This is a genomic window from Pseudoclavibacter endophyticus (assembly GCF_008831085.1).
In the GTDB taxonomy this organism is placed as follows: Bacteria; Actinomycetota; Actinomycetes; order Actinomycetales; family Microbacteriaceae; genus Pseudoclavibacter; species Pseudoclavibacter endophyticus.
This window is the reverse complement of the sequence record NZ_WBJY01000001.1, coordinates 2,081,944-2,095,533: the sequence shown is the minus strand read 5'-3', so window position 1 is coordinate 2,095,533 and position 13,590 is coordinate 2,081,944. Positions and strand designations below refer to the sequence as shown.

Here is a 13,590-nt window from a genome sequence, read left to right as displayed (position 1 = left end):
CCTTCCTTCCGAAACGCGGTTAGCGCGACTCGACGGCATCGCGGGGCCGGACACCTCGCAGGCGCTGGAGCAGGAGCGCCAGTCCGCCGGCGGCAAGGCCCCAGATGGCGTTGATCAGCAGGACCGGGATGATCGCGATGGGCATGGCGAGCGGGCCTTGGAGTTCCCCGGTGAGAATCGGGGAGAGGATGCCACTGAGGATGATGGAGAGCACCGCGTAGGTGAGCCCGGTGAACAGCAGAGTCAGCACGGGCTGAGCACACTTGCTCAGACCGATGACCACGATCCAGATCGCCGAGATGATGAGGGTGATGATGACCGGGACCGCGGGCGGACCAGTGACATCGAGCTGATGCTCAATGATGCTCACGAGCGGCCTGACCAGCGCGAGCGCTCCGAGGCCGAGGATAAGGGGCCATTGCAGGGACCTGATTCTGTTCATGCCAACCACGCTAGAAACGCGGTTGTTTCCTCACATCGGCCTCCGCTCTCGACACGTGTCGCCCGCTGTCTCGTCTTTTCGACGTCGAGAAGCGACACCGGGCATCGCCTGGAGGCTCATGACGGAGTGCCCTGGCCGCTCTTAACCTTGTCGCATGGCTGAACGATCTTCGGCGCCTTTGCGTGGACCGGGGGGCGATGGTCGCCGTGCCGGGTACGCGGCGCCGTGGGTCATCGACGCGCTGCTGGGAACGGCTGTCGCGCTCGCGCTCGCCCTCCTCGTCGCCACGGGTTCGGGTGGCGCCAAGCCGCCGGATGTCATCGCCTACCTGTTCGCGGCCGGCTTCGGCGCGCTGATGCTTCTGCGCCGGAGGACGCCGCGGACGGTGCTCGTACTCAGCGTGCTCGGGATGTTCGCCTACTACACCCTCGACTATCCACCGATCGGCGTCGCCGTTCCGGTCCTGCCGGCCTTGTTCTCTGCAGCGGAAGCCGGACTGATGCTGTGGTCGACGGGGGCAGCGTTCGTCGTGTTCGGCGTCTCCCTGTTCTTCCGGGTTTACGACGGCGGGGAGGCAATCGGGTTCCTTCTCGGCTACGAGTCGGTCTCCAACACCGCACTGTTCGCCGCGGCGATCGCACTGGGATACAGCGTTCGATCCCGCCGCCTTCGGGCGGCCCAGCAGGCCGAGATCGCTCGGTTGACCGAAGCGCAACTCGAGCGTGAAGCGGAGCTACGAATGCAGAGCGAACGCGAGCGCATCTCCCGGGAGCTGCACGACACGATCGGTCACACCATGTCGGTCATCTCCCTCCAAGCCGGAGTCGGAGCCGAAGCAGTCGGACAGGACGACCGCGCGGTCAGTGACGCCCTCGGACGCATCCGGTCAGCCAGCACACGATCGCTCCGAGAGCTGCGCTCGATGGTGCGCATCCTGCGTTCGACCTCCGATCGTGACGAGACACGGAGCATCCAATCCTTGTCGGCCGTGCAAGAGCTCGTGGACGCCGCGCGAGCCGCCGGCGTCGAGGTCACGACCGACATCACCGCGATCCCCTTAGACTTGTCCGCCCCGGTCGACGCGGCGGCCTACCGCGTGGTCCAAGAGTCGATCACCAACGTCATCCGTCACGCCGGCGCGACGCATGCGCAGGTGAAGGTCGGCATCCATGACGGCCGTGTCCACATCAGCGTCATCGACAACGGGCGGGGAACGGCGAGCGATGACGGCGCGACGGGCGGGTATGGAATGGCTGGCATGAGCGAACGAGTCAGACTGCTCGGCGGAACATTGACCACCCGGTCCTTCCCGGGCGCCGGGTTCGCCGTCGAAGCCACCATCCCCGCGAGCCTGCCATGATCCGTCTCGTGCTGGTCGACGACCAGGAACTCGTCCGAACAGGCTTGCGCACCCTCGCCGAACACGACGGCGACATCGAAGTCGTCGCAGAAGCCGACAATGGAATTGCCGGGATCAGTGCGGTACGCCAGCACAAGCCGGATGTCGTCCTCATGGACATCCGCATGCCGCAGATGGACGGTATCGCCGCGACCCGGGCGATTGTGGCCGACCGATCACTCGCGAACGTCCGCGTCGTCGTTCTGACCACGTTCGACGAGGACGAGAACGTGCTGGCGGCGATACGAGCGGGATCCGCCGGCTACCTCCTCAAAGACATCGCCCCCGCCGAGCTGCGAAGGGCGGTCCGCACCGTCGCGTCTGGCGACGCCCTCCTCTCGCCGGCGATCACGCGAAAGGTCCTGGGCACGCTGGCGGGACGTCCGACCATCCGCACTCGTCCGGCGCTTCTCGATGCGCTCACCGACCGCGAACGCGAAGTCCTCACTCGGATCGGCAAGGGCGAATCGAACGACGAGATCGGCGCCAGTCTCCACATCAGCCCTGCCACTGCACGCACCTACGTCAGCCGGCTCCTGTCGAAGCTCTGCGCACGCGACCGTTCGCAACTGGTAATCCTCAGCTACGAATCGGGCCTCATCAGCCCCGGCGGAATCTCCCCGACCGCCGCTCCCTCGGCTCAGTGACTCGATGCAGCGGCGGTCGCCTGTCGCATGCTCATCCCGTACGCGGCTCGCGCGGATCTAGCAACGCGTTCCCAGCCGTTTCGCAGCACACTGAAGGATGAGCTCACTGCGCGTGCTGTGGCGATACCCCGCGATCGTGGCCACTGTCGTGGCGCTCGCGATCGTGCTGACATTGCACGTCGTCGGGCTCGAGGAGGCAGGTCGTTGGCTTGCCACCGCCTACGTCGCGGCCTTCGTCGCGTGGACGCTCGTCGGCATGGTGCGGGATGTGCTCCGCGGGCATGTCGGTCTCGACATCTTGGCGGTTGTGGCGATGGTCGCAACCCTCGCCGTCGGGGAGTATGTCGCGTCGCTCATCATCGTCCTGATGCTGTCGGGGGGCGAAGCGCTCGAGGACTTCGCGGGTCGGCGTGCGAAGCGGGACCTGTCGGCGTTGCTCGACCGCTCACCCCGGATCGCGCACGTGTTGCTGCACTCGCCGGACTCGACCGCCGAGGAGGTGCGCGACGTGCCTGTCGACGAGGTCCGCGTCGGCGATGCGCTGCTCGTCCGGCCGGCGGAGATCGTGCCGGTCGATGGCCGTCTTGTCACCGAGACCGGCACGTTCGATGAGTCGTCGCTGACCGGCGAGAGCATGCCGGTCGCCCGGGTGGTCGGTCAGGAGGTCCTCTCCGGCGCGATCAACGGGAATCGTGCGGTGCGGATACGGGCGGTGCGCAGCAGCGCCGATAGCCAGTACCAGCAGATCGTCGCTCTCGTCCACGCTGCTGAAGCATCCCACGCACCGATCGTGCGGCTGGCTGATCGCTTCGCGATCCCCTTCACCGCGGTATCGCTCGTTCTCGCTGGCGCGGCGTGGGCCCTGTCCGGCGATTCGACGCGGTTCGCGGAGGTGCTCGTGCTCGCGACACCGTGTCCGCTCTTGATTGCCGCGCCCGTCGCCTTTCTCGGAGGACTCTCGCGATCGGCGAAGGCGGGAGTGATCATGAAGGGCGGTGCCGTCATCGAGCAGATCGCCCGCGTGCGGTCCGCCGCGTTCGACAAGACCGGAACGCTCACGCAAGGCCGTCCCGAGCTCGTCGACGTCCGTCCCGCTGGCGACCTCGACGCCCAGGAACTCCTCCGGTTGGCTGCTTCCGCGGAGCAGTACTCGACCCACGTGCTCGCGGAGAGCATCCGTCGCGCCGCCGTTGGACGTGGCCTCACGCTCCTCCCCGCGGAGAACGCCAGGGAAGTCGCGACAAACGGAGTTTCGGCGACCATCGGGGATCGAACCGTCGTTGTCGGCAAGCCCGCCTTCGTCGCGTCGGTGGCCCCCGATACCACCCGCGCGAGGCTCGACACCGGTCAAGCTGCCGCGTACGTCGCAGTTGACGGCCGATTCGCCGGGGTGCTCGTGCTCGCCGACGACCCTCGGCCTGAGGCGGGATCGGTCATCTCGTGGCTCAGATCACGCGGTGTCGACACCATCGCCATGTTCACCGGAGACGTCGCATCAACGGCACAGTCCGTCGGGCGCCAGGTGGGGATCGACGACGTCCACGCCGAGCTCCTCCCGCCCGAGAAGGTGCAGCTGGCGGGCCAACTGCAGCCACGACCCATGATGATGGTCGGCGACGGCGTCAATGACGCTCCCGCGCTGGCGGCGGCCGACGTCGGCGTGGCCATGGGAGCGAGGGGAGCGACGGCGGCCGGTGACGCGGCAGACGTCGTCGTCCTCGTCGATTCCCTTGAGAAGGTCGCGGAGGCGGTCGCCATCGGGCGTCATACCCGGCAGGTGGCGCTGACAGCGATCTGGATCGGTATCGCGTTGAGCCTGGGCCTCATGGTCATCGCGATGACCGGAGTCATCCCGGCCGTCGTCGGTGCCCTCGTCCAGGAGCTCGTCGATCTCGCGACGATCCTCTATGCGCTGCGCGCGCTCGGCGGCCCGCCCAGTCGGCTCGGCCGCTAGGGCGGGATGCCGCGACCTCGACCGCCGTGCCAATAGGACGGCAGGCTCGACCTCGACCTTCCGTCCCGCCGAGTTACGGTGCGGCCCGCATGACGCGCTCGACGCGCTCGCGGTCATGCGGGCCCCAGACCGGCGCGACGGTGTCGGGTCCCGTGTACGGCACGTCGTCGTATCGCTGCTGGTAGGTCGCTAGCACTCGCTCGAGCTCCGCCTTGATCTCGGCATACGCGGGGTCGTCGGCGACATTGCGGATCTCTTCCGGATCGGCTCGAAGGTCGTAGAGCTCCCATTCGGGTTCGAACACCTTCGTCGAGGCGCCAGGGACGCCGAGCCCCGCGCCGTAGTAATAGATCAGCTTGTAGTCGGCGGTGCGGATGCCGTAGTGCGCGGGCGCAGCATGGAACGGGTCATCGTGTTCCCAGTAGCGGTAGTACGCGGCCTCGGGCCAGTCTTCGACGCGCTCGCCTCGGAGCAGCGGACGGAAGCTGCGCCCCTGCGAGGAGGGCATCGCCTCAGCGGCGTCGACGCCGCAGGCGTCGAGGAAGGTGGCGGCGAAGTCGACGTTGGTGATGATCGCCTCGCACGTTGTGCCCGCCTCGATCTCCGCCGGCCAGCGCATGAGCATCGGCATCTGCAGGGACTGGTCGAACATCAGCCGCTTGTCGAACCAGCCGTGATCGCCGAGGAAGAAGCCCTGGTCGGAGGTGTAGACGACGATCGTGTTCTCGCGGAGCCCCTTGGCGTCGAGGTGATCGAGGAGCCGGCCGACGTTGTCGTCGATCGACTGCACGCACTGCAGGTAGTCCCGCATGTAGATCTGGTATTTCCAGCGCATCCGCTCGACGCGGTTCTCCGGACCCCGCAGGTGCGCAGGCACGTCTTCCTTGAGGTCGTCGGCGCCCATGTCGTCCGCGATCGTCATCCGCACGCCGCGGACGGCCTGGCTGCGACCCTCGTTGTCGTCGAAGAACGTCTCGGGCTCGGGAATGCTGCCATCCGCATAGAGGTGGCGATGCTTCTCGTCCGGCACCCAGGGCCGATGCGGGGCTTTGTGGTGAACCATGACGCAGAACGGCTGGTCGGCGGGAGTGTCATCGATGAAGTCGATGGCGAGGTCGGTCACGATGTCGGTCGCGTACCCGGGGACCACGGCGGATCCGCGCTCGTCGATCATCGCCGGATCGACATAGTCACCCTGGCCGGGGAAGACGCGCCACTCGTCGAACCCGCGGGGGAGGGAGACGCCGTGCTCGCCCAGATGCCATTTGCCGAACATCCCGTTCCGGTATCCCTCATCGCGGAGCACCTCCACGAACGTGGGCACGCGGTAGTCGAGCTCGGTCCAGATGGAGGAGACGCCGTTGACGTGACTGTAGGTCCCCGTCAGGATGCTGGCGCGCGACGGACTGCAGATCGAGTTCGTGCAGTAGACGGCGTCGAGCCGCATGCCTTCGTGTGCGATGCGATCTAGATGCGGCGTCGCGTTGACTCGGCTGCCGTAGGCGGAGATGGCGTGCGCGGCGTGGTCGTCCGAGAGGATGAAGACGATGTTGGGGCGACTCATCGCGGGGCTCCGTTCAGGTTCTCGTCGAGCGCGTCGTCGAGCGCGTCGTCGAGCGCGGCATCGATCCGCCGCACGACGGCAGCGGGGATGTGGGCACGGCGCGCGAGGTCTATGATGCTGGCGCCGCGCGGCGCGGTGAGGACTTCGGTATGCAGGAGGTCGGGTGCTTCGGTTTCCAACACGTCGCGCAGCGCGGCGTTGCCAACGATCTCGGGCAACGGGCGCGACAGCTCGTCCGCGTGGCGCAGCGCGCTCAGCGCGGGAAGCGGCTCGGCCGCGGATGCCGCCCGCTCCGCGTCGACGCGGCAGCGCAGGTGCGCATCGAGGATCTCGCCATCGACCGGCAGCCCCAGCCGTTCGAACTGGCTCGCCGGCGCATCGTTCGCGTGCATCGCCTGGATGAGGAGTTCGACCATCCGCCGCTCGACGGCGTCATCGATCAGCGGGCTCTCCTGCTTCGGGTCGTCCTGCAGGTCGAACAGGAGCGTGCCGTGCGCCCACGCATTCATCCATGCGGACGTGGAGTTCGTGCGCATGGTCCGCAGGCCCTTCGTGAAGGAGAACGGAGGCGCCGGTTCCCACGCTGCGAGCTCGGAGACGCTGAAACGCTGTCGCATGTGCGTCGGCATGAGGGTGAACTCCTCCAGCGGGGCGTTCTCGCGCGATTCCGGCGCCCGCATGTAGACGAATCGCCCGTCGCCGATGTTCACGTGACCGCCGTGGATGCCCCACAGGGCCGAGTCACGCGGGTCTCGTTCGGCAGCGATGACCGAGCCGAGGTCCGTCCCCTGCATGTCCTCGGGGATATCGAGACCGAAGAAGCCGAGCAGAGTCGGCGCCAGGTCGATCGTCTGCGCGATCGCGTCGCTGCGTTGTCCCGCCATGCCGTGGCGCGGATCCCACAGGAAGAACGGGAGATGCGCGAGCTCGTTGAACCACGGCTGCACGGACTTGGCCCACCAGCCCCGTTCCCCGAGCAGGAAGCCGTGGTCGGTGTTCACGATCAGGAGGGTGTCGCGCCAGAGGTCGTGACGGTCCATCGCATCGAGTACGCGTCCGAGCGAGTGATCGCAGAAGGAGACGAGCGATGCGTACTCGCGTCGGGCCTCATCGACCTGATCCTCGTCCTCGACGACACGACCGTAGGTCGGCCAGTCGAAGCGGTCCTCGGTGGGGGGCAGGCCGTGCAGGTCGCGGTATGACTGCGGGGCGAAGAACGGCTCGTGGGGATCGAACAGCTCGAGCTGCAGGAGCCACTCGTCTGCCTCCGCGTTGGTGTCGAGGAAGTCGATTCCGGCATCCACCGTTCGCGTCTGGACGTGGGTGGCTTCCGAGTCCATATACGTCCGGTTGACGCGGTCCTGCGCCCGCACGACGGGGCCGGGTTGCGCCGCGAACGACGCGCGTGAACCGACGACGGCCTTCCACGCGTCGCCCTCCTGCCCTCGGAATCCCTCCCAGGTCGTGTACCTCGTGTGGTACGTCGCCCCGCCGTCCTCCCAGTAATGCGGGTGATCGGAGACGAGGTGGGTGTGGATGCCCCGCCGAGAGAGCAGCTCCGGCATCGAGTCATCGAAGGGCTCGAGCGGCCCCCAGCTGCGGTGCAGGAAGTTGTAGCGGCCGGTGTGCATCTCGCGGCGGGCGGGCATGCACGGCATCGAACCGATGGAGAAGTTCTCGAACGTGACACTGCGTTCGGCGAGTCGCGTGAAGTTCGGAGTCTCGATCTCCGCTCCGCCATACGGGGGGAGCATGTGCCGGTTGAGGCTGTCGAACATCAGGATGATCGCGCGCATTCTGTCCTCCCGAAACACCATTGTCCGTACGTCCCTGGCGAGTCGAGCATTCGGAACGCGTTGCACACAATACTGAACTACGTTTAGTCTTTCGGTCAAGACGCCGAGGCTCCGTCCCGAAGCCCGGCCCACCCGCATCGGCAAAGGAGCCACCATGGTGACCTTCATCGCGCGCCGCATCGGCGCTGCCGTCACCCTGCTGCTGGCGGTGACCTTCATCGCGTTCATGCTGCTCTACCCGGCGGCGGGCAACATCGCCGCGAACATCCTCGGCGAGAACGCCACTCAGGAGCAGGTGGCGCTCAAGAACGAGCAGCTCGGCCTGGATCGCCCGTTGCTCGTCCAGTACGGGGACTGGCTGGCACATGCCTTCACCGGCGATCTCGGGCAGTCGTACTTCACGAGTCAGCCGGTCTGGACGACGCTCGCCGCGCGACTGCCGATCACGCTCTCACTTGTCGCCCTCGTCATGATCCTCACCGGTGTGCTCGCCTTCACGCTCGGCACCCTGGCCGCCGTCCGCCGCGGATGGATCGACCGGACGGTGCAGCTGCTGTCGACACTCGGCGACGCGCTCCCGCACTTCATCATTGGACTCTTCCTCGTCACCGTCTTCGCGCTCCAGCTGGGGTGGTTCCCGGCGACGGGCTACACGCCACTGGAGACGTCACCCGGCCTCTGGGCACTCGGTCTGACACTGCCGGTGGTGGCGCTCACCGTGGGCGGCGTCGCTGGCGTCGTGCAGCAGGTGCGATCGGCCACGCTCGGGGTGCTGCAGAACGACTACATCCGCACGTTGCGCAGTCGTGGGCTGTCAGAGACGCGCATCGTGCTGACCTCGGTGCTGCGCAACGCCTCGACGAACGGGCTCACCTCGCTCGCCGTGCAAGTCGTCGGCATTCTGGGCGGTGCGGTCGTCATCGAGCAGGTGTTCGCGCTGCCGGGGCTGGGCTCGCTCGCCGTCGAGTCGACGAGCCGCACCGATCTCCCAGTGGTGATCGGCGTCGTCCTCGCCGCGGTCGTGATCGTGGTGACCGTTAACCTCCTCGTCGACATCGCCGTCGCGGCCCTCAACCCGAAGGTGCGTCTCTCGTGAGCATGCAGATCCCCACCGCTGTCGTGAGCGGCGTCGGAGCGGTGAACAACCGACCCGGTCGTTCCGGGACCGTCCGCCGGTTCCTTCGCAACCCGCTCGGCGTCGGTTCGGCCCTCACCCTGCTCGTCATCGTGACGCTCGCGGTCATCGTTCCCGTCCTCGGGGTTCCCGACCCGAACCTCGTCAACATTCGTGGCGCCATGCAGCCGCCGTCCGCCGAGCACCTCCTCGGTACGGACGGCTCGGGCCGCGACACGCTCAGCCGCCTCCTGTGGGGAAGCCGGATCAACCTCCTGGGAGCGGCGCTCGCGGTCGCGGTCGCCTTCGTCATCGGCGTCACGACCGGTCTCATCGCCGGCTATTTCGGCGGATGGTTCGACAACGTCGCGAACTGGGTCAACAACCTCAACATGGCCCTTCCCGGCATCGTCGTGCTGCTCGCGGTGCGCTCCGTGGCGGGACCGAGCATCTGGGTCGCGATGGGGATCTTCGGAATCTTGCTCGCGCCGGGCTTCTTCCGGATCGTCCGGGGTGCGGTCATGAGCGTTCGCAATGAGCTCTACATCGACGCCGCGCGCGTGTCTGGGCTGAGTGATGCGCGAATCATCGGCCGGCACGTGCTCACCGTGGTGCGGGCACCCGTCATCATCCAGTCCGCGCGGCTGGCCTCCATCGCGATCGGCGTGCAGGCCGGACTCGAGTTCCTGGGCGTCTCCGACGCGACCGTGCCCTCCTGGGGTGCCATGCTCAACGAGGGATTCCGCAAGATCGCCCTCGACCCGGGACTCATCCTGTGGCCGAGCATCGTCATCGGGCTCGTCTCGATGGCCTTGGTCCTGCTCGGCAACGCGGTGCGCGACGCCCTCGAAGACCGCGATCGCTCGTCGTCGACGGCGGTGGCGGCGGCCCCCGCTCCCGTGGCGCCGCTCGGAGCCACCGACACCGAGTCCGACACCGAGTCCGTCATCGAGTCCGCCGCCCAGGCCGACGAGCGGCCGGACGCGCTGCTGGACGTGCGCGGCCTGTCGGTCACCTATGGGACGGGCCCCTCGCTGACCGAGGTCGTCCACGATGTTGACCTGCACGTCGCCAGGGGAGAGGTCCTCGGCCTCGTGGGCGAGTCCGGCTCGGGCAAGTCGCAGACGGCGTTCTCGATCCTCGGACTGCTTCCCGCAGGCGGCCGGGCGCGTGCGCGCAGCATCCGCTACGACGGGGTGGACCTCGAGGCGCTTGGCCCGATGCAGCGTCGCCAGCTGCGCGGGACGGACATGGCATACATCCCCCAGGAACCGATGAGCAATCTCGATCCCTCGTTCCGGATCGGCTACCAGCTGACCGTCCCGATGCGGTCCCGTCTCGGGATGACGAAGGAAGAGGCGACCGAGCGGGCATTGATGCTCCTGGCGCGAGTGGGCATCACCGACCCGCAGAGGACCTTCGACGCCTTCCCGCACGAGATCTCGGGTGGGATGGCGCAGCGAGTCCTCATCGCCGGGGCGATCTCGTGCCGACCGAAGCTGCTCATCGCCGACGAGCCCACGACGGCACTCGACGTCACGGTGCAGGCGGAGGTGCTGGACCTCCTGCGCGAGCTACAGGAGGAGAACGACATGGCGCTCATCCTGGTGACCCACAACTTCGGCGTCGTGGCCGACATCTGCGACCGGGTCGCGGTCATGCAGCACGGTCGCATCGTCGAAGCCGGCGACGTCGACCAGATCTTCGCCGCACCATCGCACCCCTACACGCAGACCCTGCTGGATTCGATCCTCGAGGACGTCGAGCCCCGGCCGTACCCCTTTGACGACCTCGACCGCGCCGCGACAGCGGAGGAGACACGATGACCGACCGCCTTCTCGAGATCGACCGTCTGGCGGTCGACTATCCGGGCTCGGGCAGGTCGAAGCCCGTCCGTGCACTCGAGGACATCTCCCTCCGCATCCGCCCCGGCGAGACCGTGGGCCTCGTGGGGGAGTCGGGGTCGGGAAAGACCACGCTCGGGCGCGCGATCCTCGGCCTCATCCCGGTCGCCGAGGGCAACATCCTGTTCGACGGCAACGACATCAGTCACCTCCGCCGGCGGGAGCGTCGGGCGCTGAGCGCAGACATCCAGGTCGTCTTCCAAGACCCGTACACGTCCCTCAATCCGTCGATGACGGTTGAGGACATCCTCTCCGAGCCGCTCATCGTGGCGGGTCGATCCCGCCGAGACGCGGTCGCCCGCACGCGTGAGCTGCTCGATCGCGTGCATCTCCCGCACGACGCGGGCCGTCGTCTGCCGCGCGAGTTCTCCGGGGGTCAGCGGCAGCGGATCGCCATCGCCCGGGCCATGGCGCTGAGCCCTCGACTGATCGTGTGCGACGAACCCGTCTCCGCCCTCGATCTGACGACGCAGGCCCGTGTGCTTGCGTTGTTCACCGAGATCCAGGAATCCACCGGCGTCTCCTATCTCTTCATCACGCACGACCTGAGCGTCGTGCGAGCGGTGAGTCATTCGGTGCTCGTGCTGTACCGCGGGAAGATCGTGGAGTCCGGACGGACCGCGGTGGTCACCTCGGCGCCCACCCATCCGTACACCCGGCGGCTCTTCATGTCCGCACCTGTCGCCGATCCCGAGCGACAGAAGGAACGTCGTCTGCAGCGGCTCGCGTTGACCGCATCGGAAGGAACCGCGGCGTGACCTCCCTCACCCCAGTGCCGGAGACCATGTCGGCGGACGGAGTGACCTTCCGCGATCTCAATCGGAACGGCCGGCTCGACCCGTACGAGGATCCACGTCTGGACGCCGAGGACCGCGTCGAGGACCTCCTCGGCCGCCTCTCAATCGAGGAAAAGGCCGGCCTGATGTTCCATCGGGTCACGGCCGTGCCCTCGAGCGGCCGGATGGAGGACGACGACCCCCGCGCTGGGCAGCGTCCCCTGTCCGAGATCCTCAGCGGCAAGCTCATCAACCACCTGAATGTCCACGAGATCCCGGAGCCGGCCGCGATGGCGGCCTGGGTCAACCAGGTTCAGGCGCTCGTGCTCGCCGCGACCCCGCACGGAATCCCCGCCACGTTCTCCACCGATCCCCGGCATTCGTTCACGGAGAACTGGGGTGCCTCGTTCTCCACCGCCCACTTCTCGGCCTGGCCGGAGCCTCTCGGGTTCGCAGCGCTGGGCGACGAAGAGGTGGTGCGCCGGTTCGCCGAGTTCGCCCGCGAGGAGTATGTCGCCGTCGGACTGCGATCAGCCCTGCACCCGACGATCGATCTCGCGACCGAGCCGCGCTGGGCGCGTCAGTACAGCACCTTCGGACGGGATGCCGACCTCACCTCTCGCTTGGCCGTCGCGTACATCGACGGATTCGAGGGGGATCGGATCGCGCCCGGGTCGGTCAGCTGCATGGCGAAGCACTTTCCCGGGGGCGGTCCGCAGCTCGACGGAGAGGACCCGCACTACCCCTACGGGCGGGAGCAGGTCTATCCCGGCGGGAGATTCGAGTACCACCTCGAGCCGTTCCGCCGAGTGCTCGCACGCGGAGTGAGCGCGATCATGCCGTATTACGGGATGCCGATCGGCTTGGAGCGGCGCGGCGAGGCCATCGAGCCCGTCGGGTTCGGGTTCAACCGCCAGGTGATCACCGGGCTCTTGCGTGGAGAGCTGGGCTACGACGGCGTCGTCTGCACCGATTGGGGCCTGATCACGGCGTCCGAGCTGCACGGTCGTTCGCTTCCGGCGCGCGCGTGGGGTGTCGAGCATCTCTCGGTGGAGGAACGCGTCGCGAAGGTCATCGACGCCGGCTGCGATCAGTTCGGTGGCGAGGAGTGCCCCGAGGTTGTCGTCGACCTGGTGCGGCGAGGAATCGTGTCCGAGTCGCGACTGGACGAGTCCGTGCGCCGGATTCTCCGGGTGAAGTTCGAGCTCGGCCTGTTCGACGCCCCCTTCGTCGATGAGGAGCGGGCGGGAGCGGCCGTCCGACGGCCAGAGGCCGTCGAGCTCGGGCACCGCACGCAAGCCCGTTCGGCCACCGTCCTCACGAACGACGCGATCGATGACGACGCCACCGGGCGGCAACGGCCGGTCCTCCCGCTGCGCGAGCGAGCGGCGGTCTATGCCGAGGGCGTGGACGCGGCGGACCTGGAGGCGGCGGGGCTTCGGGCGGTGATCGCTCCGAAAGACGCCGACGTCATTCTCGTCCGCCTGACCGCCCCGTTCGAACCACGCGACCAGTACATGCTCGAGGCGAGCTTCCGCGCGGGTTCGCTTGAGTTCGAGGAAGACGTGATCGAGCACGTGCGGGACCTCTCCCGGGCCGCCCCGGTCGTGCTGGCGGTGCACCTGGACCGGCCGGCCATCCTTACCCCGCTCGAACCCATCGCCTCGGCGATCGTCGGCGTGTACGGCACCTCGAGCCCGGCACTCCTCGACGCACTCACCGGAAGCATCCCGCCGGAGGGCCGGTTGCCCTTCGATCTTCCTCGCAGCCGTTCCGGAGTCGAGGCGTCACGATCAGACGTGCCCGGCGACTTCGATCCGCTCTTCCCCTTCGGCGCGGGGCTCTCGCTGGAGATCGTGTCGGGCGGGTCTACCCCGAACACTGAATGAGCATGGGAGTTCGCGGCCGAGCGTCTCGTGGTCTGATCGGCTGAACTTTCTAGACGATCACGATCGGATCACGACAGGAATGGCAAGCCCGCGCGCTCTTGCGGA

Annotated in this window: 10 protein-coding genes; 7 read left to right on the top strand and 3 right to left on the bottom strand. The window is 67.6% G+C overall.

Features of this window, described 5'->3' with window-relative positions:
* Positions 1-19: 19 nt before the first annotated feature.
* Positions 20-442 carry a hypothetical protein gene (locus F8O04_RS09405; RefSeq protein ID WP_158028960.1) on the bottom strand — a complete coding sequence of 141 codons (423 nt, stop codon included), beginning with the start codon at positions 440-442 and terminating at the stop codon, positions 20-22.
* Between the two features lie 154 nt (positions 443-596).
* Here F8O04_RS09405 and F8O04_RS09400 point away from each other — a divergent pair, with 154 nt between their 5' ends.
* The 3 genes from F8O04_RS09400 to F8O04_RS09390 all read left to right on the top strand — a co-directional run bounded on the left by F8O04_RS09400 (position 597) and on the right by F8O04_RS09390 (position 4,442).
* On the top strand, positions 597-1,802 hold the full coding sequence (locus F8O04_RS09400; RefSeq protein ID WP_158028959.1) for a sensor histidine kinase: 1,206 nt from the start codon (positions 597-599) through the stop codon (positions 1,800-1,802).
* An 8-nt stretch (positions 1,803-1,810) separates the two neighbouring features.
* Positions 1,811-2,488, top strand: coding sequence for a response regulator transcription factor (locus tag F8O04_RS09395; RefSeq protein ID WP_308420181.1), 678 nt, complete (start codon positions 1,811-1,813; stop codon positions 2,486-2,488).
* A gap of 97 nt (positions 2,489-2,585) precedes the next feature.
* On the top strand, positions 2,586-4,442 hold the full coding sequence (locus F8O04_RS09390; RefSeq protein ID WP_158028957.1) for a heavy metal translocating P-type ATPase: 1,857 nt from the start codon (positions 2,586-2,588) through the stop codon (positions 4,440-4,442).
* 73 nt (positions 4,443-4,515) lie between these two features.
* On the opposite strand, the gene F8O04_RS09385 is transcribed toward F8O04_RS09390, so the two are convergent.
* Together F8O04_RS09385 and F8O04_RS09380 are read right to left on the bottom strand one after the other, a co-directional pair.
* On the bottom strand, positions 4,516-6,006 hold the full coding sequence (locus tag F8O04_RS09385) for a sulfatase family protein (RefSeq protein ID WP_158028956.1): 1,491 nt from the start codon (positions 6,004-6,006) through the stop codon (positions 4,516-4,518).
* Entirely contained in the window at positions 6,003-7,802 is a 1,800-nt protein-coding gene (locus F8O04_RS09380; RefSeq protein WP_158028955.1) for a sulfatase, read from the bottom strand. Before F8O04_RS09380 ends, F8O04_RS09385 begins: the two co-directional genes overlap by 4 nt.
* Positions 7,803-7,956: 154 nt before the next feature.
* Here F8O04_RS09380 and F8O04_RS09375 point away from each other — a divergent pair, with 154 nt between their 5' ends.
* From F8O04_RS09375 to F8O04_RS09360, 4 genes are read left to right on the top strand one after another with little or no spacing between them, the layout of a single operon-like run.
* A complete protein-coding gene (locus F8O04_RS09375; protein ID WP_158028954.1) occupies positions 7,957-8,898 on the top strand; it encodes an ABC transporter permease in 942 nt (313 codons plus the stop codon).
* A gap of 2 nt (positions 8,899-8,900) precedes the next feature.
* The gene (locus tag F8O04_RS09370) at positions 8,901-10,742 is read left to right on the top strand and encodes a dipeptide/oligopeptide/nickel ABC transporter permease/ATP-binding protein (RefSeq protein WP_158029191.1); all 1,842 of its coding nucleotides are present in this window, start codon (positions 8,901-8,903) and stop codon (positions 10,740-10,742) included.
* Positions 10,739-11,578, top strand: a complete 840-nt coding sequence (locus F8O04_RS09365; RefSeq protein WP_158028953.1) for an ATP-binding cassette domain-containing protein — start codon at positions 10,739-10,741, stop codon at positions 11,576-11,578. The genes F8O04_RS09370 and F8O04_RS09365 overlap by 4 nt, the downstream gene beginning before the upstream one ends.
* Positions 11,575-13,485 (top strand): glycoside hydrolase family 3 protein, encoded by a 1,911-nt coding sequence (locus F8O04_RS09360; protein WP_308420182.1) that lies wholly within the window; start codon positions 11,575-11,577, stop codon positions 13,483-13,485. The genes F8O04_RS09365 and F8O04_RS09360 overlap by 4 nt, the downstream gene beginning before the upstream one ends.
* Positions 13,486-13,590: the final 105 nt, after the last annotated feature.